This window comes from Photobacterium piscicola, assembly GCF_900166965.1.
GTDB lineage: Bacteria > Pseudomonadota > Gammaproteobacteria > Enterobacterales > Vibrionaceae > Photobacterium > Photobacterium piscicola.
On record NZ_FUZI01000001.1, the window covers coordinates 1057703 to 1083045 of the forward strand.

Below are 25343 nucleotides of genomic sequence, written 5' to 3' on the forward strand. Positions count from 1 at the left end.
CAAATGATGAATATGGAGCCTACTTAGATGCGTTTGAATGCCTTACCCTGTTTTATATTATCCATCGCTGCGTTATTACCCCTAACCAGCCAAGCGCATCCCCACTCTTGGATTAATATGAAAACCTACATAGAGGGAAGTAGCACTCAAATTACAGGGTTTAAGATGGTATGGACATTTGATGCCATGACGACTGCTTATATGCTGGATGGCGAAGACATGTCGCCAGCAAACAAGCAGCAAACACTGAAAGATACAGCCCAATCAGTGATGGAAAACATGAAAAATGCGCACTATTTTACTTATTTTTATGATAATGAAACGCCAATTAAATACCATATTCCAGCCGGTGGCGAATTGGTTAAACCCCGCGCAAAAGCAACACTGACTTTTGAGTTACCTTTATCAAAGCCAAAAGCTATCACCAAAGATTCGTTGAAATTATTAATTTTTGAGCCAAGTTATTATGTTGATATGTCATGGGGTAATAAAAGTGACATTATCCTTTCTCCAGAACTAGCAAAAACATGTCGTTTTACATTAGTAGAGCCAAACCCAACGCCAGAACAAGTAACTTTTGCCATGTCACTTCCAGCAGATGCTGATCCTGATAATCAATTAGGGCAAGTGTTTACGCAAACAGTAAAATTACACTGCGATATCAACACCACTGCGCCTTCCACCAAATAGTTTTAATTTAGGATCTATCCAATGAAATCCGACTATCATTCCCCTGTAGAGGTTGATAATAATCCTCCACTATCATCTTGTGCTCATCATCAATCGCATGAACACGCTAAAATTCATCCAACACCTGTCTCATGGTTAGCCCGTATAAGTGTGTTACTGCTGTTTGTGGCTAGTGGCTATATGTTATGGCAGCAATGGCCAGCACTACTGATGGAAAGTATTAAATGGCAACGCGACATTAATGGTCAGTTAAGTGATTTACTCTATGATGCACAACAAAACATAACCGCCGCTTATTCATTAGCAGGCTTGAGCTTTCTGTATGGTATTTTTCATTCGCTAGGCCCCGGTCATGGTAAAATGATTGTCACCACTTACCTCGCCACTAACCCTGCAAAAATAAAGGCCAGTTTAGTAATGACAGTGGTATCAGCATTTGTACAAGCGCTGGTTGCCATTACGTTAGTCAGTATTTTATTAATATTTTTTAAATCCTCAATGCGACAAGTCAACGATGCCGCAGATCAATTTATTAGCTATAGTTTTATGGCCATGCTGTTACTTGGAGCGATCGTTATTTACCGCAGTCTAAAACAGGCATGGCAACTTAGAATGCAACAACAGCACCATAACCATAACCATAACCATAACCATGGTAGTGAATGTGGTTGTGGTCATAAACACTTTGCTAGTGCAGATGAAATTAATAACGCGACCAGTTTACGAGAATATATTGTCATCATCTTCAGTATTGGTATCCGTCCCTGCACTGGTGCTATTTTAGTGTTGTTATTTGCTAATATGGTTGGACTGTATTGGCTTGGCGTTATAAGTGCAATACTCATGGCAGTGGGAACAGCACTGACCACATCAGCCATTGCATTATTGACCTTATCTGGTAAGAAAATCGTCAGCCGCTATTTAGCCACCAACGAACGCCAACGAACAATGACTGGTATTATTCTAAAATTATTCGGGGGCATATTGTTGGTGTTGTTAGCCATCATACTACTTAACGGTCACAGCTATGGTATGTCGCCCGTCTTATAATCAAAAGATACCCAACAGAGCGACTAGGTTGATCTAGAAAATAAAAAGGTTGAGTGGCTATCACTTTCAATAAGAAAGAAATAACAATACACTCAACCTTTTTTATTGGCTCACATCAGGAGATTTAATCACTCAATCAACACTAACACCTTGTCGTCGATATTCACGTAAAATCTGCTGCTCTGCCACGGTCGATAAAATAAACATCATCACATACCCAAAACCCAGCGCCACAATAATTGCCACCACATTGGCAGTAAACAGTGCCAGCAGATAATAACTTACCACCAAAGTAACGATGCCACTTAATCGAATCATTAAACTCAATGTAAATTTACCATGAGCTTTGATATACGCTAACTGGTAAGCATTAAGCATCATGAAAATAAAGAAAATAGAGAAATGAAATAATACAATCTCTGCACCTTTATATTGTGTAGGGAAAATAAACCCAACAATATCTTTACCACCAATAAGCATAACCAAGAAAAAGCTCACACTCACAATGACAGCTAATCGGTATACCCAACGACGAATAGCACGTATTTGAGCATGCTCACCTTTACGTACACTTTGCGATAATTCAGGTAATACAAATCGATAGATAGGAAATACGAATAACATTGTCATATAAGTAAATATCGGTCTAACAACCACTTGAAAATCACCTAACTCATCTAAACTAAAATGGGTGATCGTTAGTAGAACCGCCGCATAAATCATTAAAATACTGGCTCCGGCTTCTAAAGATGCCGTGAAACTTTTGCGGACATAATTACGCATATTAGGATCAAGCTGCACCGTCGTTAACGGTTTTGTCGCTATCTGTTTTCTACGTTTCCAATACATGAAATGAGCAACAATCAATGAAGAAACCATTACACTATAAAAAAGAGAAGCTAACGCAGTAAAGTGTAAAATATAGTAACAACACACAAAGGTAATAACATTTGATGTCGGTTCAATCCATGTCACTTTATTTGAAACATCGTATAAACGGTACATAGCGATTAAATTGGTAAAGTATATTTTTAACCCCATACCAAAAATAACGCCAACCATTTCAAAATAGCCAACATTTATATGTAATTCATGTTTTATATAGGGTAAAACTAAACCCCATGTAATAAGTACAACGATAATCAAACTGAAGCGGAATATATTGATAATATCATGATCATTGTGTGTCTGACTGTAAGTAACAACCATTGATGATCGAAAGCCCGTCATTAAAATTAATGATAATGACACAATATCAATAACACTATTAAATAGTGCTAAATCGTCTTTTGCTACCCACTGTGCCAACCAAACTTTAAACAAAAAACCAATCGAAATACTGGCTAATGTTGCCCAAATACCCGCAACAAATGCTTTTTTTAATCGTGTCAATGTATCAACATCATCAACTAAAGGAATGGCCTGCGGCTCTTTCATACGTAATAACTGTAGAGAAACATATTAATATGATACTGGATTTTTCAAATGAGATCTAAAGCGAATAACGGATTTAATAATTACCGCTTAAAAAACATTATTATTAACTGATTTATAATGGTTTTATTTCACCAACTAACGCATAAATCATTTCAAATTCAACACAATATCGATCTAACTGATGTAATAAGAAATTTAGGTTTTTATTTAACCCATGATTCACACAATAACGAATCGTTTTTTCCGTGCCTTTGATTTCAAATCGAGCAATAATTAATCGATATTTTAATTGTTGGTGTGGTAATAAGAAAAAACCTACGAGGGAAGCCATCTTGAATCCAAAGAATAATATAACGTAATATCTCTCTGCATTCTAACAACTTTTAGAATATAATTAATAAGTTAAAATGAAATCAAAATTCTTAAAAATATATTATAAGTTCACCTAAATATTAACTTCGATATCAGCGTATTAAAATCACCCATTCAATTTTGGTTACAATTTATTCCATATTAAGTAAGATGTTCGGATTGTAATCATAACTATGGCTAGGTATAAGTAGTGCTTATTCTAACTATGAGAAACTTATGAAAATAATCCCCATCCAGACATCACATTGGCAGCAAATCGAATATATTCAACATTTAGCCTATGGTGATGATTTTTCAGAAGCTATTGAAGTATTAAAAAGCAAAGTTACAATATCACCACAAACGTGCTTTGTATGTATCAATGAGCAACAGCATGTCCTTGGGTATCTCATTAGTCACCCTCATCATAAAGGTTCAACACCTAAGTTAGATCAACTAAGTACACCAATTGAGAGTAATCACCTACACCTACATGATTTAGCAATCATTACCTCGGCTCAAGGACAAGGATTACCAAAATTATTGCTTAGCCATCTATTTACTGTACTTGAAAATTTGGACTATCAGTCTATTTCATTAGTTTCAGTTCAAAATTCCGCAGCATTTTGGCAACGATATAATTTTATTACTGATAACAGCTTAACTACACCTATAAACTACGGTGATAATGCAATATGTATGTCTCGCTATATATAAATAAATTTAATCATTATTATTTATAAATCTTATATAGTAGTAATTCGGTTACGGCCATTATTTTTTGAATGATAAACAGCTTTATCGATATTTTTAAGCACTATCTCAATTTGATCATTTTGTGGTGAGAATGAAGTTAACCCGATAGAAACAGTAATATGAATAACTTGGCCGTCATATAAAAAAGAATGCTTATTAACAGCCCTTAAAATTCGATAACAGACATCTTCAGCATGAATGTTACTGGTTTTCTCCATAAATAAAATAAACTCTTCCCCCCCCCAACGAGCAATAACATCTGTCGTTCGTATGTTATTTGAACAAATACTTGCAAATACTTTTAATATTTCATCACCTGCATCATGTCCATAAGTATCATTAACCCTTTTAAAATGATCAATATCTAAAAAGGCAATACTATGTGTTGCTGTAATATTTGAAAAAAATATTTGCCTCAGTACGTTATTCATATATCTACGATTATAAATATTAGTTAGCTCATCGGTAAAAATAGCAAGTTTCAGTATATTATTTGCATCACTAATATGGCTATGCGTCAATAAAAGCTGCCGCTCTCGCTTGTAAATATAAAAGAAAAAAGACAACACCGTTAAATATAATATAATACGAATAATGACATGCTTTTGCTCATTATACTTATCATTTTGCATTGAAAACAACCAGTTACCATTAGGTACTGGTACATTAAAAACAGATATTGGTCCCTTTTTCGTATCAATAATATTATCAAATATTGTTAGCATTTCGCCATCAGGATCAAACCCCTGAATTTTATAAGATAAGTTTTTAAAAGGTAACTTATTACTAAGACCTTCCAGATCACTGATTGCAATAATAAACCCTGTAAACTTTGACTTCTCATTAAAAATAGGCAACCGTAAAATAAAAGATAAACGATTATTTTGAATGAGCCTTATCGGTCCAATTAAAGTAAGCGATTGATTTTTAATCGATAATGAGACGCCTTTATGTCTTTTCTTTAACCGATTTAAGTTATGACCAACTGCTGAGTTATTTTTTGAATAAGGATATGTAAGTTGAATAATCCCCAATGGTGCAAATTGTAACTCAGAGACACTACTGTTGGTTGTCATAACCTCTTTTGCTAATATATTGAATTGAGAAGAATCATAATTTGTTGATTTAAATAACAAATTAAATGTTTTTAACGTAATAACCATATTATTGATTTCATTGTTAATAATCTTTGATACGTCTTGTTCAAAGACTAAATCATTTTTCTTACTCAATAGCTCAAATTGTTTTTTTTCATTTAAAAAAAACATTTCAACAACGATCAACGTTAACAATAAAGAAATAACTATTGCTACACTCGATGGGGTAATTTTTAACTTCATTATTAATACTTCAGGATGCATTAAAAACTAAGATGAAATCATCACATAGCTATTAGCTTATGTTTATAATTACATTCATATGCTTGTATCAGATATACTATCCCATATACAAGACAATGAATATAAAATACTACTAAAATACATATTTCGTCACAATTTAAACATATTATGATAAAACTTTAGGTGCGATATTCTTTAAAGACATAAAAATGCAGCATAATTTATAAAAATATAACTTTACATTAAATTCATTTATTGATGTTATTTTAAACAGTGAATATTAGATATCATACATTTTGTTCATATATTTGTACTAATTACACTAATTACCATGATTTCTATTGACCTCATAACAACAAATGTTTATTGTTTTCATATCAAGCGGATATCGTATAATGGTATTACCTTAGCTTCCCAAGCTAATGACACGGGTTCGATTCCCGTTATCCGCTCCAATCTTAATTTTATTTCTACTTGTTTTATTATTATAAGAACAATTATTCCTCTTCCTTCCTAAAATAGAACCTCTTAAATAATCATTAAATTTACTCGCACTCCTATATAAAATAAATCACCACTAATCATATTAATAAGCAGTAATAGTATACTTATTTCGCCCAGTTTTTTTTGATTGATAAAGAGCATCATCAGCATATTTAAAGGCCTCAGATAATATAATATTACTAGATGATAAAAAAGATCCGATAGATATCGTAACATCTATATCACATATTTTTTGATCACTTATAGCATGTAGCAGCGCATTTAATTTTAAATGTAACCGAGTAATATTAACAATATCATCTACTAAAATAACAAATTCTTCCCCACCCCATCGAATCCCAATATCTGACTTATTAATAGTAGCCATAATTCGATGAGATACTTCAGTTAACACATAATCGCCCATTTGATGACCATAAGTATCATTTATTTTTTTAAAATAATCTATATCGATAATAATCAAACAACTGACAATACGATTATTATCATTAAAGCAATCTTTCCTATAAAATCCCGTTAGTTTGTCTTTTTTATTTTCATTGATATTCTTCCGTAAAAATAATATGAACTCATACACTACAGATAAAAAAGTAAAAACAACTAGACAGATTAATGAAAAAAACCAATAGCTTCTTTTTATTGGAATTTTCATTGCCTCAAAATATTTTTGTTTCACTATAATATTATAAATAAAATCATCTATTTTTACTGTTTTATCTAACTTAAAGTTAGTCATATTTTTATGATTAAAATTTCTGAAAAAATCATTCAAAAAATCAGCCTTTATATCTAATAACAATATAGAATCTATTTTTCTTTCTAAATATAATGGATAATATATTGTTATTAATTTTTCATTTGTTTTACATTGAAAGAATGGTCCTTCAACTCTCATTGTTCTATATATAATTAAATTATAACGCTCTAAGTTACGTTTAATATTTTCTTTTTTTAATAAAAAATTAAAATATTGATTACCTATATTATTTCTTTCATCTACTTTACTCTTACATTCATTCCTATATGGCTTAATGTACATATAATTAGGATAAACATTTGCGACAGACCATAAATTACCTTTAATGATGCTATTTTCGTTAATCATATAAAAGAAGTTATCAATCGTTTCAGAAATATCTTTTACTTTATTATCAATAGGTTGCTTATTAAAAATTAATAGCTCTTTGGAATTCTCACCTTTTATTAACTTAGAATTAAATACATTAATTTGATACGTATAAATCGTATCTGTTAAGTATCTAAAATATTCTTCAACTTCATTTTCAAGTTTGGCTTTTTTTATCGCTGTAAAATTAAAAGTAATAAAAAAAGAAACTAATAAAATCAAAAAAAATCTATACATTTTAATCATAATAACTCATATGTAACAATGAAACAAAATTACCATATTAATTTTTACATCTTTTCAATATGTATTGGTATACCCTAAAAATTATATTAATATAGGTTATTACCTATATTATCTAACAAATATAATTAAACGCATTAAAAACAAAACATTTAATTAACAATAACATTACTTGTAAAATATATATTATTGCCTTTATGATTAAGGTTAGTACGTGTGTATTTAAACATTTCGTTTTTTAAAATAGATTAGAATTTAAGAAAATGATAAGGATTAATATGCATAAGCAATATCTTCCACATCTTTTTATCAAAAGTAATATAACTTCAATATATTAACTTAATAGAAAAACACCTGATTCTGACTAATAATATATTATTTATAAATTAATACCTATATCAATTTTACATATATTAAAACCAACCTTATCATAAAAATGAATTATACAAGCTAAAACAAACGCTTATATAATGTATTGTACTCTCTATTATTTTTCTTATCTGTTTATTATTCCAGCAATAAACGATAAATATTTCAATATAATGATAATAATATCAATTAACAATTCTCATTATCAAAATACAGAAACCAATAAATGAAAAAGCGATATCAATATAATTAATATCGCTCTTGATCTTCATTTGATATGCAACGGCACGTACAAATTAAAATATAGGTTCTGTTTTATTCCACGATTGCACAAATCCTTGAGCTGAAATCTTAAAATCTAATTCTGTTTTTTGGTTATATATATTGACAAAAATTTTATGAATCTTGACTGTTTCTGTATATTTAAACTGCGTAATTAAAAAAGCAAGTCCTTCATTTGTCGTGGGAGTATAAACCCAATAATTTTTACCATCTTTCGGTCTACGACAAATCTTATCCATTTCTACTTTTTGGCCATTAATCGTCATTAAGACAATTTTATCTAACCCATTTTTATTACATTGGCTCAAAAATCGCTCAAAGCCATTATTATTATACTTTGCCTTATAAAGCGAAAAGAACACTTTTTGTTGTCCCCTTTGCTCATCAATTAAAGACGATAAAACATAATGCCCATCAATCCCTGAAGAATTCCATTCTGATGCATTTGCATGAACAGGCAACATTGTGGCACAAGTCCAAGCAAACCAAAAAAATTTACTCATATTATTCCTTTAACATCAATAAAATAAACAATACCAGCACGACATTGTTTTATCCAAAATTAAATCTTATGGCATCAGTATTTAAAAAACATATCAATATAATAACGACTAATAAAATAATGAGAATAGTTAATGAAAACGAATCAGGCGCGATCACAAATATATATTCAACACTATTTAAAGCAGCATTATTTTTGCGATGAATGACAAAATTGCAAACGATAAACAAGGATATAAGTCTTATTGCAATCGTATTCATTTATCGATTTGATAAAAAATAAAACCCCATCAAAAATACTTTTACAACATACAAGTATTGCTTATTAATACTAAAATGGCGCATAATACACAAATGGAAAAACAGACATCGATTTTATTTGATGATAGTCACACTATATACATATCGATGCATTAATTGATAAATGAACACCTTATCATTCATCTATAAATTATCTTTATTAAGTCGGTTATTGAATGTACACAAGTGTAATCAAAAATTTAGCTATTCCTTTAGGCTCACAGCCACAAGAAATATTGCAGAACAATTTTCTACAATTCATTGATGAGCATATCCATTTAAATGGTGATAGTAATTTCTTTGCTACATTAGTCTCAGCTCGTATACAGACGATTAATCACTTAATGCCGTTACAAACCGATAATCTATACCACTGTATTACTAGTGATTATGCCCAAGCTATAAATGGTGTAGTGCCACTGGAAGATCTTGCACCACATTATATTGAAATAGAAAAGCAAGCCATTTCGTTATTCGGCAATATTTTATGTTGTTGGGCTGAGTATGAGCATTACTGTATTATTCAACGGGTAATTAAATACCCATTAACAAAAAACAACCCACCACAGGTGGTAGATAGCAATGATAAAAATATAGTGGAAGTTGTTGCTAACATAGAGAATGATACGCGCTTGTTTATCACGCCGTATTGTGACCTTCCAATGACGTTAAGTAATGCGATTGCATTAAAAACCATTGAAAATTTCGTGAAGAAAAAACAATGTTACGAACTACTTTATTTTTTAGCGCTCTCGGTTAATGGTGAATATATGATTCAATACTATTATGAAAAAAATACGTTGTTTCCCACCCTACTAACAACAACACATGTCTAGAGCATAATACATACAAAAAATGCTCATACTGATAATAGTACGAGCATCTTAATTTTCACTTACAGGCCAGTCCACATCGCAGCACCTGCGGCCCAAACTTCAACATAGTTGGCATTGCATCGAAACTTTAAATAACCACGATTATTATCTTTTTGATAATTAACATATACCCAACCACGGTTATCTTTCGACTTATTATCCACACTGTTATCAGACATTGCGCTAACGATATAATTTGTTTTAACAGCGATCCGTTGTTGACACATTTCAATATCTTTAACTGTCGGCGGTTGACGTGTTTCAGTCGTAATATCACAGCCGGCTAATAATAATAATGCGGTCACAAAAGCGTATTTTTTCATTGGCTACTTACGTTGTTTATCATCAAGATTATTGCTAATGAGAGGCATAACGTAGGTGCACGCTTAGGCTCTGTTAGCTTGTTTGCGCGGGATTCTATAGATAAATAAGAAAAATGATAGTAATACTTTGTCTGTTTGGAAAAATTTTTGAACATTATCACTAATTAACTTTAATTCATGCTTATCAACAGATAATATTTAAAATGCTGCCTGTATATAAAATATATTTACAGCATTTTAAAACAAATAATATTCGCGAAATAATTACAGTTGTTGTCGGTTTTCGTTTAACCAATTAAACCATGCATCCATTCCTTCACCTGTTTTTGCTGACAGTTTAATAACTTGAATTGTAGGATTCACTTTACGTGCATTAGCAATACAATCATCTATATTGACATCAACATAAGGTAATAAATCAACTTTATTGATAATCATTAAATCAGCAGCTGCAAACATATTTGGGTATTTAAGCGGTTTATCCTCACCTTCCGTCACGGATAAAATCGCAACTTTAGAGGCTTCACCGAGATCAAAGCTTGCAGGGCAAACTAAATTACCAACATTTTCAATAAACAAAAAACCAGGTTCATTAATCGCAAGCTGATGATAGGCATCATGGATCATTTGTGCATCAAGGTGGCAACCTTTACCGGTGTTAACCTGAATAGCAGGAACAGCGGTTGCTCGAATACGATCAGCATCGTTGCTAGTTTGTTGATCACCCTCGATCACAGCACAAGCACACTGATCTTTTAATGTCATTAATGTTTCGGTTAATAAGGTTGTTTTACCTGAGCCTGGACTTGATACTAAATTTAGTACTAATTGGTGGTTTTCAATAAAATGCTCACGATTATGTGCTGCTAACTGATTATTATTACCTAGAATATCCATTTCTAATGTTAATAACTGTCGTTGTGATACACCAGCAACATGCACTTCAGCTTCACCCTTACCGTAATGTAAATCACCAGAATCTAAACACTCAGGTTGATGATCTGCATGATGATGATCATGACTATGGGCGTGGTGATGATCGTGGTCATGCGAATGTATATGACCCTTTTCATGCTCATGATGATGCCCATCCACATGTTGCTGCGGCATAACGCCCGCAGGCAATGTATAATGAACATGATGATGAACATCACCTTGATGATGATAATGGTGATGAATCACAACTGATTGTGGTACTTCTACCGCTAATTGATCGTTATGCTGATGTGAATGTTCATGGTGATGATGATCATGGTGTTCATGAGCATATTCGTGAGAATCCTGTTCGTGAGAATGACCTTCAATTCTGCTATCACCGCAGCCGCATACGTTACACATATTATTCAACCTCGATATGTTTAATCATTAATTCTTCTCCAGTTTCAACATTAAGTTGATAACCGTGACAGCGCGGGCAACTCACCCCTCGCTCAGGAATTTCTACATGTTGCTGGCAATCTAAACACCATACACGAGCAGCAATAGATTCAATCTTCAATTGGGCGCCTTCCGCAATCGTGTCACGACAAGCAAATTCAAACCCTGTTGCTAATGCTTGAGGTTCAATACACGACAAAGTACCAATGGTCAGGGTTACACTAACAACACGCTTAAACCCTTGTTTCTCTGCTTGTTCAACCACGGTATCAACCGTATTTATACTTAGTGATAGTTCATGCATTTTAGTGGCACCTATGGGGTAATAGTTGAATCTAGTGGATGGTGAAGCGCATACCATAACTGTCCCGCTGCGATTGCACCGTCATTTGATGGCAGTTTTTCACCACAATATAACGGTTGCGATAGGACAGAGAACTGGTGATAAATTTGATCCATCAATACTCGGTTTTGAAAAACACCACCACCAAGAACAACTGCGTGGTGAGGATGTTGTTTCGCAATCGTGACAATCATTTTAGCAATAGCCATAAACACACTATGTGCTAAGCTATTAATCCATATTTGATGCTGTATATCATTGATTTCACCAACAAGCGGCACTACATGTGCAAATAATGGCTGCCAATCAAAGATACCGCTGTCTGTGATCTGAAAAGACAATGGAATATGGCATAGATCTTGTTTAGCCGCTTGTTCTAATAACAGCCCACATTGACCTTCATAATTAACCTTATCAATCAACCCAAGTAAGCAAGCCCAAGCATCGATAAATCGTCCCATTGATGAGGTATAAGGTGAACGACTACCACTTTGCCACAACCGATATAAATTATTGAAATAGCTATCATTCCAAGAAGAAAAAGCATTTAACTGCATCACTTTAATATCATCAAGACAATAGCATTCAAGTAACATTGCAAATAATAGTCGTGCAGGCTCTTTTATTGCTTTTTCACCACCAAGAAGACGGAAAGGACGTAAATAACCGATACGTTGATAGTCTTGGCACGATGCTAGTAACACTTCACCTCCCCAAACCGTATCATCATCACCTTGACCTGTGCCGTCAAAAGTAAAACCAATCACCGGTTTGGTTAAATTAAATTCAGCCATTACAGCCAAAATATGCGCATGGTGGTGCTGTACTTGTAATAAATTTAATGGGATTTTTGATTCAGAAATCAATTTCTTGGCGTAGATTGATGAAGAGTAACCCGCATGTTTATCGCACACAAGTTGTGGTGCCGTCACTTGATATAGCTCTTGTAACTCAGTCACAGCTTGTTGATAACGCTGCTCAGTATCAAGATTGTTAAGATCACCAATATAAGGTGATAAAACCCATTGTTGAGGTAAAGCTAAAGCTATCGTAGATTTTTGTTGTGCGCCTAAAGCTAATGTCATCGTCTCAGCTTTATGACCAAAATGGCTATAGGGCGCATAACCACGCGCCATACGTAGAGTACGTATTTTTCCACCAGCATAATGAACGACACTGTCATCACAGGCATGAATAATGGGACGATTATGATCAAGTACACTATCAATAACCCCCCAAAATTGGTGTTTAATTTGCTCAATATCTGTCGCAATTGGCATGCCAGAAACATTCGCACTGGTCATGACTAACACGGCGGTTGCATTAATGTCAGCTAACGCGGTAAACAATAAATAATGCAAAGGAGTATAAGGTAGCATAACCCCTAAATAAGGCACATTAGGTGCAACATTCGCAGCAACACTCACACCAGACGGGGTGCCATGAATAGTTTGATATTTATGCATTAACACGATCGGGCGAGCCTGAGCATCCAATGCTTGCCACTCCATCGCATCACCAATGACTAATTGTTGTGCCGACGTAATATCTGCAACCATTACCGCTAATGGTTTTTGTTGACGATGTTTAATATGGCGCAATTGTGCAACAGCATCAGGATTGGTGCCATCACAAACAAGGTGAAAACCACCTAATCCTTTAATCGCAACCACCGCCCCAGCTTGAAGACGTTTGGCTAATTGATTAATGGCCGCTTGCTGGGTTAATTCATCTGATACAGCGTTATCATGATAATCAATAAACCGTGTCCATGGTCCGCAAACAGCACAACTTATTGGCTGAGCATGGTAACGACGATCAAGGGGATTTTCATACGCTTGTTGACAATCATGACATAATGCAAAGCTTGCCATACTGGTTGCTACGCGGTCATAAGGTAATGATCGCGTAATACTGTAACGAGGGCCACAATGAGTACAATTGGTAAAAGGATAACGATAATAACGCGAAGTAGGATTCATAATGTCTTGTTTACAGGCATTACAAAGCCCTTGATCGGGAGAAACACACACTGTAGTACTATCACAATACTGGCTTTTCTCGATACTAAATAATGTTGGTTTTTCTGCGTTGAACCATAATGATAATGGCATCACTGTCATTTGATCTATACGACTTAATAGCGGTGCTTGTTGCTGAAGTTCAATAATAAATTGTTCAAGGTTTTCAATCTTACCTTGAGCATCTATCTTGACGCCTTCTGAATCATTAATTACCCATCCAACAAGCGCATATTTCAGCGCCAGTTGGTAGACAAAGGGGCGGAAACCGACCCCTTGTACAATGCCGGTAATATGAATATATTGTCGTGCAAAGTTGTCTTTCACTGCGATTTTCCAGCTAAATTACGACAGCATTAATATGCCACCAAAGGCTGCCATAACAACACCAACTACACGCATTAAACGTTGGTTGATTGTTGATGTCATGACGAACTTACCTAATGCAATACCTGACACATGTAAGATTGCCGTTGCTACAATAAAACCACTGAAGTATTCCAGTGCTTGTGCGTCAAGCGGCATTTCCATGCCATGTGCCATACCGTGGAATAGTGCGAAAGCCATTACTAAGCCCGTTGCCACTTTCTCTGACATACGGCCACCAGCTAATAACATTGCCCCCATACCAATAACAGATAAAGCAATACCCATTTCAATGCCCGGTAATACCATGCCCGCAACACCTAATGCACCACCGATAACCATAATTCCAATAAATGCCATAGGTAAACGTGATACTGCTTTACCGCCCATTAATGCAGCTAATAGACCCACACCAATCATTACGGATAAGTGATCAAGACCTGTAAATGGGTGAACAAAACCGGTCATAAAACCCGTTGTTGTATGGGGACCTATGTGACCTGGGTGTGCTAAAACGAGGGGTGAAAAAAGAGTAAGCGCACTGGCAACAATATGTTTAAGTTTCATTTATTTTTGTCCTTAGTGTAATAGAATGAAAACCCGACCTAACGGGGATTTATTGCTAATGAATAATAAGCTTATTCATTAACATTAAATTCAATACCTAAGCGTGATTAAATCATTCCTATAATGCGCTCAGAATGCGTATAAGCATCTGCACGGCCATTACGACAATGACCCAATAACGTCAGGTTAAGTTTTTCCGCTAAATCAACGGCCATTTTGGTCGCTGATGAAATCGCTAATAATACTTCAACGCCTGCTGCCGCTGCTTTTTGAACCATTTCAAAACTGGCACGACTTGTGACCAATACAGCGCCACCGGTTAGCTGTTGTTGATGAATACACCCCACCAATTTATCTAATGCAATATGACGACCGACATCTTCAAAAATAGCAGCGACTTGACCTTGGTTATCGATATACACCGCAGCATGAGCAGAGCCTGTTAGTTGATTCAATTGCTGCTTGCGTAATAATTGTTGTAAGACAGGATCAAGATGACTTAAATCAAATTGCACCGATGACGGCACAGGTGCTAATACACGGCATACCGTTTCTAATTTTTCTTCACCACAAATACCACACCCCGTCAGCCCTGCTAATGAGCGACGTTTTTGCTGTAAACGTACAACACAACGGTTAGCAATGGTAACGTTAATATTGATGCCATCGCATGTGGGTGTCATCTCAATATCATGAATATCACGATGGTGATCAATGATCCCTTCTGATAACGAAAAGCCAATCGCAAACTGTTCTAAGTCATTAGGCGTGCACATCATGACGGTGTAAGCAACACCATTAAAAGCAATGGCAACCGGCGTTTCTTCAATAATGTAATCAAGTTCATTGCAATCATTTTTGCCTTTACGGTAACGTACAATAGGACGTTCACTTGCATTACAAAACATCGATTCCGGTAACGCTTCAAAGGTGTTCAACATCTTTTTCCTTTACTTATCTATTACGATATTTATTTTTTATTTATAATATTCAATTGATTAAACGAAAATCTTGACTATTCAAACCCATTTTTTGCATGCGTGATAACAATGTGGTTCGCTTTAAACCCAACTGATTCGCCGCACCATTAGGACCTGCAATAACACCACCACAATGAATTAATGCATCGACTATCATTTGTTTATCAATCATCGGTGACGGTAATTTAACATCAGCGGGCAATACAACATCTTGTATCACAGGCTCGACTGGCGTAAGAGTTAACATTGATGGTGATGAAACCAATTCTTGGGTTGGCACGTTAAGCACATGACCTCGTGTCAAAATAACTGAACGTTCGATCACATTACGTAACTCACGCACATTACCGGGCCATGAGAATTGCTGCATAATATGCATATCTTCAACCGCAATAGAGGTAATATTTTTACCCATTTTTTTTGCTAACTCTCGCGTAAAATGTTTTACCAATAAAGGAATATCTTCTGCTCGTTCTCGTAACGGCGGAATCTCAATTGGAAAAACATTTAAGCGATAATACAAGTCATTACGAAATTGTTTTTGTTGTACCATGTCTAATAGGTTCACATTAGTCGCCACCACAATACGAACATCAATACTGATCAACTGATTTTTACCAACACGCTCAATTTCATTTTCTTGCAAAACACGTAATAATTTAGGCTGTAACTCCAATGGCATATCGCCAATTTCATCTAGAAATAGTGTGCCTTTATGCGCTTGTTCAAATCGCCCCACACGTTGAGTTACAGCACCTGTGAATGCACCACGTTCATGACCAAACAATTCACTTTCAAACAAACCACTCGGGATCGCCGCACAATTCATCTTTACCATGTCAGTTTTACTGCGATGACTCATTTTATGGATCGCACGTGCAATCAACTCTTTACCTGTACCAGATTCACCTAAAATTAATACGGTACTGTCACAGCTTGCTACTAATGCAACTTGCTCTAACACTTTATTCATCACTTCACTTTGACTAATAATGTCATCGAAAATAGCATGCTCGTCATAGCTCTCTTCAATGCTGATAAACTTAGTCTGTGGTCGATGCGGTGTTGCTGATTGATGCACTTTTATACTGTGTATAGCCAATGCAACACGGGCTGATATTTGCTTAAATAACTCAATCTCCGTCTGCTGAAATTGTGTTTCTACTGCCTTGACATAACAGATATAACCGATCGTTAACCCTCTAAATATCATAGGTATAATACAAGCACTTTTAGCCTGTGATGAAAAATAGGGACTATTATCATCATGGTTTAATTTATAAATATCAGCCGCAGTCAAAATAACAGCTTGGTTATTTTGAACCGCATTCTTAATCATACTGTCATCGGTAAAAAAATGGCATTGATAATCCATTTCACCATTAATATCAACATCACCACCAGAATATTGATTATAGTGGCCGTCTTGAGACTGTATAATTGATAGTTCATTCATTCCAAAACGTTGATATAAAAAATGCAATAATGAACCAATCAGTTCTTTTTTTGAACTCTGATTAATAACCGCATTTGTAATATCAACTAAAAACTGGAAATCTTTATGCTCATTACTTAATTGCTGAGTGAGCGATGATGCAATTTGATGTTCAAGAATATGTTCGATCATTGCAGCAACCATATTATTGAACAGTTTAAATTGTTTTTCTACATCATCATGATTAGGTAGACGAAGGTTAATATATTCAATAGCACCTAACTGTTGGTTTGCTATTAGTAGCGGTATTTTACAGTATGTTTGGATATTAGTGTATGCCGGATGAAGAGATAATTGAGGAAAAGTACGATAAAGCTCTTCACCATTAATGTAATGGCTATATTCACACGATACAACATGATGAAGACTTAAACTATCTTCTGAATAATCATAACGTTGGAACTCTTTATCTGCATTTTGATAATATAAAATTGATTGAGCACTTATGTCATCTTTTAAAATAATATTAACACGATCAGCATCAATAAATAATAAACGTTCATTATTTAGAAAATTAATCACACCTGAAATGTCATTTATAGACAATAATGCCTTAGAAAAGATCATTAAATCGCTTTCAAAGTTTTCCATGCTAACATTAACTCTTACTGATAATATGGCTCGAATAGCGAATAAAAATCCAAGCATTTGTTATACAATTCTCAATCATTTTAATAACCAAGTATTGATCCATATCAATCAATAATTATTAACAACAGTATCTTTAAAATAAAACGAATAAAAATTAAAACATTTGAGCTGACAAATAAATTAAAACAATGATTTTTAATAACAAAAAATATAAGGAACCAAGATAAAAATAATCAATCTTTTATCTTGGAAACCTTATTTTCATTTATGATGCTATATATTGTATATAAAACATAACAAGTCTTATTTACACAACATTTTTATGCATTAGCAACATGGTTTTTCAAACGTGCTTTTAAATTACTGTATTCAGTTTGTACATAATTTTCAGCCCATGGCTGATCATCAATGTTCTCTACTTTAACCGCACAGTATTTAAATTCAGGCGTATTTGAAATAGGATCGACATGCTCAATGGTTAATTCATTACATGCGCCAATCCACCATTGGTATGTCATGTAAACCACACCTCTGTTTACGCGCTCATTGTAGTTAGCACGCGAGATAACTTTGCCGCGACGAGAAGATACCCACACTAATTGTTGATCATCGATCCCCAATGCTTTGGCATCATTCGGGTGCATTTGCACATAACCAGGTTCATCAGCCAATGTTTGTAGTGCAGAACAGTTACCTGTCATTGAACGACAAGAATAGTGGCCCACTTCACGTACAGTTGACAATACCAATGGATATTCGGCATCAGGTTGCTCTAGCGGCGGACGCCAATCAGCACCAATGAAGATACCTTTACCCGAAGGTGTAGTGAACTTGTTGTCTTTAAATAAGTAAGACGTACCTGGGTGATCTTCTGTTGGACAAGGCCATTGTACAGATTTTAGATCAGCCATTTTTTCATACGTCACACCGGCATAATCAGGACATAACGCACGTAGTTCATCCCAGATTTCTTCAGTGTTATTGTACGACATAGGGTAACCCATGTACGTTGCTAACAAACTAAAGATTTCCCAGTCAGGTTTCACATTACCGGTCGGAACCACTGCTTTATAGAAGCGTTGGAAACCACGGTCAGCACTACTGTACACGCCTTCATGTTCACCCCAGCTTGTTGCAGGGAAAATAACATCCGCAAATTCCGCTGTTTGAGTCATGAAGATATCTTGAACGATAACCAATTCCATTTTACGCATAGTCGCGCGCATGGCGGCAAGATCAGCTTCAGTTTGTGCTGGATCTTCACCAAAGATATAAAACGCTTTACAAATACCTTCATCAGCCTTGTGGCCAACTTCAGTCAGACGGTAGCCCGGCTTACCTGAAAGCTCAACACCCCACGCTTTTTCAAACTTTTCGCGGTTTGCATCAATGTTTACGTCTTGATAGCCAGGGAATTGGTGCGGCAACATACCCATATCACAGGTACCTTGAACGTTGTTTTGACCACGAACCGGACCACAACCTACACCAGGACGGCCAAAGTTACCGGTTAACAGTGCAAGACCCGCTAAACCACGAACCACGTCAACTGCCTGACCGTACTGAGTAACGCCCATACCCCATAGAATCATAGCTTCAGGTGCCGCAGCGTAAGTACGTGCAGCCAAACGGATATCCGCAGCTTTTAGACCTGTTACTTCTTCCACTGTTTCTGGCGTGTAACGTGAAGCAATTTCACGGAACTCATCAAAACCTTCAGTGTTGTATTGTACGAACGCTTTATCGTAAAGATTTTCTTCGATAATCACATTTGCTAACGCATTAACAAGTGCCATGTTCGAGCCGTTCTTTAACGCTAACCATTGATCAGCAACACGCGCAGATTCGATCTTACGTGGGTCACATACAATAATTTTAGCGCCATTTGCACGGGCTTTTAAAATATGTCGTGCTACAACTGGGTGAGAATCAGCCGCGTTGTAACCGAAGATGAGTAAGCATTTAGTTTGTTGAATTTCGGGAATCGCGTTACTCATTGCGCCATTACCTACTGTTGTCTCCAGACCGGAGACTGATGGTGCGTGTCACACCCTAGCACAGTGGTCAACATTGTTGGTTCCGATCACCGCCCTTGCGAGTTTTTGCATCACATAGTTGGCTTCGTTACCCGGACCGCGGGCTGAACCTGTTGTCATTATCGCATCTGGACCATACTGCTTTTTAATTGCCATTAGCTTATCGCCGGCAAATTGAATAGCTTCGTCCCAAGACACGGCTTCTAAGGCTGACTCACGTGTACGGCGAATCATTGGTTGCTTCAAGCGTGGCGTTAATAAGTTGGTATCGTTGAGGAAATCCCAACCATAGTAGCCTTTCAAACAAAGTTGGCCTTCATTGGTACGACCCATTGCTGGTTCTGCTGCCACGACTTTGTTATTTTCGACAACCAACTTTAGTTTGCACCCAGTACCACAGTAGGGACAAACAACAATTGATTTTTTCATACTAACCTTTTTGGCTATAATTGTTATTAATGCGTATTTTAAACCAAGGGTTTATAACACTAACGAATGATTGCTACAGCATCATTGAGCGCTGCTGCTTCACGTTTTTGCTTGCTGGCTTCGGTCAATGTTTCAGGTTCAATAATCTGAATCGCGTTTGTTGGACAGACTTCCACACACGCAGGACCAGCATCACGATGGGAACACAAGTCACACTTTAATGCTTGAGACTGAGGAACCATGCGCTTAAATAACGACGCGCCTTTGGACTCTTCAACCATTTTAGTCACAACATTCATTGCGCCGAAAGGACAAGCGATGACACAGGTTTTACACCCGATACAACGTGACTGAATCACTTTCACATAACCATCTTCTAAAACGATGGCATTATTAGGGCAAACCTGAGCACAAGGTGCATCATCACATTGACGACACATAACTGGTGTTGTTACATGCGCATTTTTCACCAAGGTCAAACGAGGTGTAAATTCTACTGCATCAACACCAGTAAGCATTCCGTCTACTTGGTGAGAAACAACACATGCAATTTCACAGGTTCGACACCCAATACACAGATTTGGATCTGCAAAAACAAACCGGTTCATGGTCTATACCTTGTTAATGTCGATACATCACAGCATAGTGTTATGCTACGATACTTTATAAGCATTTATTGTACCAAAAATATCCACAAATCGAATTTATTTTTAAGCCAATGAAATATAGTTAAAAAAAAAGAAAGTGCGAGCACTGTCACGCTTTCTTTTTTTAGAGTGTCGATAATCACTTTCTATTAATCAAATCCATCGTCATTTTTCGTCAATACTATCGACACTTTATCGACACCGACTAACAGCGATTACTTAGCAATGCTCAAAACCACCCGATCCTTGCCATTCAGGTAAACGCTGATAAATAGTTTCAACCGCGGTTTGCACCATCTCAGTTAATGGAAATGAAAATGCGACAATCGCAGGCTGAATACCCACAAAAATAACCTCAGGCACAAAGGTTTTTAAATCATCAATCAAAAAATTGAGCGGTAAACTATGGGTCGAGACCACATACATATCGACAATAGTTTCTGGATCAATAATTCTCACTTCTCCCGCCTGTTCACCGATATCAGCCGCATCCACCACAATCACTCGTTGCGGTTGAGCTTTACGAATAAGGTGCAAACAATCTTCAGGCATCGAGCCGCCTTCAAGTACACTCCAGCCTGTAATCGGATTATCTTTGATCATTTTTGCTAATAAGGGTCCTGCGCCATCATCTCCCATCATGCTATTACCCACGGTGAGTACAATATTGCTGACAGACAAATCAACATCATCGTTAGAGACACTTTCGCCCATCACTGTTGACAAATTCACTTCCTGTAACATAGTTAGCGTATTCCTCGAATCATCATATACATGGTCGGTTCACGGTGAATATCCCCAAGCGCGGTAATAAAATCACGAGTCAATTGCTGTGATCGCGCATTTTGAGTTGAACTATCAATCCGATCAAACGCTAATGCCAGCATATTAAGATGTTCAGGATAAATGGTGATTTCACCAAACACAAAATAGCCTTTCATTTTATTAAATGCTTCACCGTCTTGTGGTAAGCCACTGATCCAATCTAGGTATTCATCACCTTCACATTCAATTACGGCCTTTAAACAATCGACCACACCTAAATGGTGACCGATCGCCAAACTGTAATACATGATCTGCTTAGCTTCTTCTGGCACATCATAGCTCTCATCAACAAACTTACGTCCTAAGGTATAAAAGTAGACGTGGCCTTGATAATGACGCGACTGTGTTAATTCCACTAGAGCAGCACTCATTGGTGACAACCTTCACACGATGCTTGACCTTGTTGTGTGCTCGGGCATGCTTCTGAACCTGTTAATGCTGTCATGGTTTTTGATAGCAAAATATTCACGATTTCAGTAAGTCGCGGATCATCTTTAGTTGCAAGGTAAGCACTGATTTTTTGATCAACGTCATCGGCACTACAAGTAGCGAGTACATTCATAACGTCATCAGCAATACGTTGTCCTTGCACATAACCTGCAAGTACGCGTGCTTGACGCTCAATCATCACTTTAATATCCAATGGAATTTCAGTGTGTTTTAAACTTGCCTTTTGTACTTCAGGTTGATGCACTTTGGCTTTTAATTTTTGATCAAGTAAACCCAGTGCAACCGCAAACCCATAAATGGTCGCCGCGGGGGTCGGAGGACAACCAGGAATATATACATCTACGGGAACAATTTTATCCGTACCACCCCATACACAATAAAGGTCGTGGAAAATACCACCATCACAACCACATGCACCGTATGAAATCACAATCTTAGGATCAGGTGCTGCTTCATAAGCACGTAATGCAGGTGCACGCATAGCACGAGTTACTGAACCGGTATACAGCAAAATATCAGCATGACGTGGAGACGCTACAATTTTAATACCAAAGCGCTCGGTATCAAAAATAGGTGTCGTGGCCGCAAAAATTTCGATCTCACATGCGTTACAACCACCGCAGTCAACTCGGTATACATACGCTGAACGACGAATCTCCTTGATCAATGCATCTTTTAGCTTTTGGCTATTCGGTGGCAATTCAACAGGTACGGTTTGAGTGTGGGCTGTGCCGACTAATTGTTTAATACCTTTCATTACTTTTGATCCCCAAGGTAACGTAGGTGACTGACATTTTCGCTATCTAGCATATTGTTACGACGACGACATTCAGGGCATGTTTCAATTTGCTTACGGCGCTCTTGAAGTTGCTCACCCGTTACACCACTGTGTGCTAACGTATCTAAAACATATTCAAGTAACTTACGTGCCACAAATGGACGTTCACATTGACGACAATTTGCTAACGTAAATACCGCTTCATCATAAAGATCGGCTTTACTGGTTACCGCTAACTCAAAATTCTGAGTCAATTTAATCGCATGAGTTGGACACACTTCTTCACAACGGCCACAGAAAATACAGCGAGCGGTTGACAGTTCCCAACGACGAGTGCCCGCTTTGGCATCTGTTTCCATGATCAAAGCATTGGCAGGACAAGCACGCGTACATGCACCACAAGATAAACACTGATCAGCGTCTAATTCTGGCTTACCACGAAAATCTTCATTCACTTCCATCGGAGCAAAAGGATATTTGGTGGTAACTGACCCTGTTTTTATTACCGTTTTTAATAACTTAAACACATGACCTCCTAAAGCTTGAATGGCGAGTTCTTGCGGTCAATGCTGTATTGCTCAATCGCTTTATAAGGAACTGTTTTACTACGTTGTTTTTTAGTATCAACAATAGTTACACGGTCAGTACATGAGTAACATGGATCTAAGCTACCAATGATTAACGGCGCATCTGCCACAGTGTTACCACGTAACATATAGCGTAATGTTGGCCAGTTAGCATATGTAGCCGCACGACAACGCCAGCGGAATAACTTCTGATTATCGCCGGTCATGCTCCAGTGAACGTTTTCACCACGTGGTGCTTCAGTAAAGCCCAATGCGAATTTATTCGGTTTATAGTCAAAGCCTTCAGTTAAAATCGCACCTGGTGGCAAGTGATCCAAACCGTATTCAATCACATTTAATGATTCAAACACTTCGCGTACACGTACCATTACACGAGAGAATACATCACCATTTTCCATCACTTGGATATCAATCGGTACGCTACCGTATGACTCTAATGATTGGCCATGCACAATACGCACATCACGGTTAAAACCACTCGCACGGATCAATGGACCTACAGGGCTGTAATCACGTGCAATTTGCTTTGATAAAATACCCACACCTTCAGTGCGGCTACCGATATTTGGTGTCGCAAGTAGCACATCCACCAGCTCAGAGAACTTCTGACGGACTTCTTTCACCATCGCAATACCTTGTACGCGCTGCTGTTTTAAAAAATCACGACGTACGCCACCAATTAAGTTCATGCCATATGTTTTACGGGCACCTGTTAGTAACTCAGCCAATTCCATGGTCTTTTCACGCACACGGAAAAATTGCATAAAGCCAGAGTCAAAACCAACGAAATGGCTTGATAAACCAATGTTTAATAAGTGACTGTGCAGACGTTCAACTTCAAGTAATACCGTACGGATCATCTTGGCGCGGAATGGCACATCAACCGATAATGCATTTTCAATGGTATTGCTGTAACCGACACTATGAGTAAAACCACAGATACCACATACACGGTCAGTTAACTGTGCCACTTCATGGTAACCCATGCGTGTTTCAGCTAATTTTTCCATACCACGGTGAACGTAGAACATACGGTAATCCGCATCAACAATGTCTTCACCATCAACGAACAAACGAAAATGGCCGGGTTCATCCGACGTAATATGTAATGGACCCACAGGCACGATACGGTTACTGTCGTTACCTAGCTGATTATCAAACTGATAGGTTTCAGTTTCTGTTGTTGGTTGTGGACGCTGACGGTAATCCATTGCATCTTTACGCAATGGGTGCAGGTTTTCAGGCCAATCATCGGGTAGAACTAAACGACGTTCATCAGGCAAACCTACTGGGCGTAGACCGTACATATCACGGATTTCACGCTCGCCCCATACCGCAGCAGGAATGGTTGGAGTAATAGAGATAAACTCTTGGCTATTAGCATCAACTAAGACTTTTACCGTTACCCAGCTTTTTACTTCACCTTCCATAGAAAGCGCATGATAAACCGCAAAGTGACCATTAAGGCTACGTTCATCATTACCAAAAGTAACCGTTAACCAGCCGCCTTGATCGTAGTAAAGCCATTTCATCACCTCAACCAACGAAGTCATTTTAACGGTGATAGTCACTTGGTTTTCGGTCTGCCACTCTTCATCAATAATTGCGGATGGAAAGAAATGATTCACACCATCGACATAATTTTTACCAATACGACCCGCTTGTGGCTGCGAGTGAAATTGTTGAGATGTATTGTTTGTCATA

23 protein-coding genes and 1 tRNA gene are annotated in these 25343 nt (G+C 36.7%); 5 read left to right on the forward strand and 19 right to left on the reverse strand.

Going from position 1 to position 25343, the window contains the following annotated elements; genetic code table 11:
* Positions 1-27: 27 nt before the first annotated feature.
* Together CZ809_RS05060 and CZ809_RS05065 are read left to right on the forward strand one after the other, a co-directional pair.
* On the forward strand, positions 28-690 hold the full coding sequence (locus tag CZ809_RS05060) for a DUF1007 family protein (RefSeq protein ID WP_080156291.1): 663 nt from the start codon (positions 28-30) through the stop codon (positions 688-690).
* Between the two features lie 21 nt (positions 691-711).
* Positions 712-1740, forward strand: a complete 1029-nt coding sequence (locus CZ809_RS05065) for a nickel/cobalt transporter (protein WP_080156292.1) — start codon at positions 712-714, stop codon at positions 1738-1740.
* A gap of 132 nt (positions 1741-1872) precedes the next feature.
* Here the strand turns inward: CZ809_RS05065 and CZ809_RS05070 are convergent, their stop codons facing one another.
* Complete coding sequence (locus CZ809_RS05070; RefSeq protein ID WP_080156293.1) at positions 1873-3177, reverse strand: MATE family efflux transporter; 1305 nt, start codon at positions 3175-3177, stop codon at positions 1873-1875.
* 112 nt (positions 3178-3289) lie between these two features.
* Entirely contained in the window at positions 3290-3508 is a 219-nt protein-coding gene (locus tag CZ809_RS05075) for a hypothetical protein (RefSeq protein WP_080156294.1), read from the reverse strand.
* A gap of 257 nt (positions 3509-3765) precedes the next feature.
* On the opposite strand from CZ809_RS05075, the gene CZ809_RS05080 reads away from it, so the two are divergent.
* Positions 3766-4245, forward strand: coding sequence for a GNAT family N-acetyltransferase (locus CZ809_RS05080; RefSeq protein WP_080156295.1), 480 nt, complete (start codon positions 3766-3768; stop codon positions 4243-4245).
* 29 nt (positions 4246-4274) lie between these two features.
* Here CZ809_RS05080 and CZ809_RS05085 read toward each other — a convergent pair whose 3' ends face one another.
* Positions 4275-5624, reverse strand: a complete 1350-nt coding sequence (locus tag CZ809_RS05085) for a sensor domain-containing diguanylate cyclase (protein WP_159447935.1) — start codon at positions 5622-5624, stop codon at positions 4275-4277.
* 381 nt (positions 5625-6005) lie between these two features.
* Here CZ809_RS05085 and CZ809_RS05090 point away from each other — a divergent pair.
* Positions 6006-6079, forward strand: a tRNA-Gly gene (locus CZ809_RS05090).
* Between the two features lie 131 nt (positions 6080-6210).
* On the opposite strand, the gene CZ809_RS05095 is transcribed toward CZ809_RS05090, so the two are convergent.
* Positions 6211-7500, reverse strand: a complete 1290-nt coding sequence (locus tag CZ809_RS05095) for a GGDEF domain-containing protein (RefSeq protein WP_080156297.1) — start codon at positions 7498-7500, stop codon at positions 6211-6213.
* A gap of 662 nt (positions 7501-8162) precedes the next feature.
* Positions 8163-8651 carry a hypothetical protein gene (locus tag CZ809_RS05100; RefSeq protein WP_080156298.1) on the reverse strand — a complete coding sequence of 163 codons (489 nt, stop codon included), beginning with the start codon at positions 8649-8651 and terminating at the stop codon, positions 8163-8165.
* A 474-nt stretch (positions 8652-9125) separates the two neighbouring features.
* Between CZ809_RS05100 and CZ809_RS05105 the strand changes: the two genes are divergently transcribed.
* A complete protein-coding gene (locus CZ809_RS05105; RefSeq protein ID WP_080156299.1) occupies positions 9126-9785 on the forward strand; it encodes an acyl-homoserine-lactone synthase in 660 nt (219 codons plus the stop codon).
* 59 nt (positions 9786-9844) lie between these two features.
* Here CZ809_RS05105 and CZ809_RS05110 read toward each other — a convergent pair whose 3' ends face one another.
* The 14 genes from CZ809_RS05110 to CZ809_RS05175 all read right to left on the reverse strand — a co-directional run bounded on the left by CZ809_RS05110 (position 9845) and on the right by CZ809_RS05175 (position 25342).
* On the reverse strand, positions 9845-10147 hold the full coding sequence (locus tag CZ809_RS05110) for a hypothetical protein (RefSeq protein ID WP_080156300.1): 303 nt from the start codon (positions 10145-10147) through the stop codon (positions 9845-9847).
* A gap of 264 nt (positions 10148-10411) precedes the next feature.
* Positions 10412-11485 carry a hydrogenase nickel incorporation protein HypB gene (hypB, locus tag CZ809_RS05115; protein WP_080156301.1) on the reverse strand — a complete coding sequence of 358 codons (1074 nt, stop codon included), beginning with the start codon at positions 11483-11485 and terminating at the stop codon, positions 10412-10414.
* 1 nt (position 11486) lies between these two features.
* Positions 11487-11828 carry a hydrogenase maturation nickel metallochaperone HypA gene (gene hypA / locus CZ809_RS05120; RefSeq protein WP_080156302.1) on the reverse strand — a complete coding sequence of 114 codons (342 nt, stop codon included), beginning with the start codon at positions 11826-11828 and terminating at the stop codon, positions 11487-11489.
* An 11-nt stretch (positions 11829-11839) separates the two neighbouring features.
* On the reverse strand, positions 11840-14215 hold the full coding sequence (gene hypF / locus CZ809_RS05125) for a carbamoyltransferase HypF (RefSeq protein WP_080156303.1): 2376 nt from the start codon (positions 14213-14215) through the stop codon (positions 11840-11842).
* An 18-nt stretch (positions 14216-14233) separates the two neighbouring features.
* A complete protein-coding gene (locus CZ809_RS05130) occupies positions 14234-14821 on the reverse strand; it encodes a HupE/UreJ family protein (RefSeq protein ID WP_080156304.1) in 588 nt (195 codons plus the stop codon).
* A 107-nt stretch (positions 14822-14928) separates the two neighbouring features.
* Positions 14929-15762 (reverse strand): formate dehydrogenase accessory sulfurtransferase FdhD, encoded by an 834-nt coding sequence (gene fdhD / locus CZ809_RS05135; protein ID WP_199190760.1) that lies wholly within the window; start codon positions 15760-15762, stop codon positions 14929-14931.
* Positions 15763-15811: 49 nt separating this feature from the next.
* The gene (locus tag CZ809_RS05140) at positions 15812-17887 is read right to left on the reverse strand and encodes a sigma 54-interacting transcriptional regulator (protein ID WP_235865800.1); all 2076 of its coding nucleotides are present in this window, start codon (positions 17885-17887) and stop codon (positions 15812-15814) included.
* A gap of 320 nt (positions 17888-18207) precedes the next feature.
* On the reverse strand, positions 18208-20352 hold the full coding sequence (gene fdhF, locus CZ809_RS05145) for a formate dehydrogenase subunit alpha (protein WP_080156306.1): 2145 nt from the start codon (positions 20350-20352) through the stop codon (positions 18208-18210).
* 59 nt (positions 20353-20411) lie between these two features.
* A complete protein-coding gene (locus CZ809_RS05150) occupies positions 20412-20960 on the reverse strand; it encodes a 4Fe-4S dicluster domain-containing protein (protein WP_080156307.1) in 549 nt (182 codons plus the stop codon).
* Positions 20961-21218: 258 nt separating this feature from the next.
* A complete protein-coding gene (gene hycI / locus CZ809_RS05155) occupies positions 21219-21713 on the reverse strand; it encodes a hydrogenase maturation peptidase HycI (protein ID WP_080156574.1) in 495 nt (164 codons plus the stop codon).
* 32 nt (positions 21714-21745) lie between these two features.
* Complete coding sequence (locus CZ809_RS05160) at positions 21746-22195, reverse strand: formate hydrogenlyase maturation HycH family protein (RefSeq protein ID WP_080156308.1); 450 nt, start codon at positions 22193-22195, stop codon at positions 21746-21748.
* Positions 22192-23031 carry an NADH-quinone oxidoreductase subunit B family protein gene (locus CZ809_RS05165; RefSeq protein WP_080156309.1) on the reverse strand — a complete coding sequence of 280 codons (840 nt, stop codon included), beginning with the start codon at positions 23029-23031 and terminating at the stop codon, positions 22192-22194. Before CZ809_RS05165 ends, CZ809_RS05160 begins: the two co-directional genes overlap by 4 nt.
* Entirely contained in the window at positions 23031-23579 is a 549-nt protein-coding gene (locus CZ809_RS05170; protein ID WP_080156310.1) for a formate hydrogenlyase complex iron-sulfur subunit, read from the reverse strand. Before CZ809_RS05170 ends, CZ809_RS05165 begins: the two co-directional genes overlap by 1 nt.
* Positions 23580-23587: 8 nt before the next feature.
* Positions 23588-25342 carry a hydrogenase large subunit gene (locus CZ809_RS05175; RefSeq protein WP_080156311.1) on the reverse strand — a complete coding sequence of 585 codons (1755 nt, stop codon included), beginning with the start codon at positions 25340-25342 and terminating at the stop codon, positions 23588-23590.
* Position 25343 lies beyond the last annotated feature (1 nt).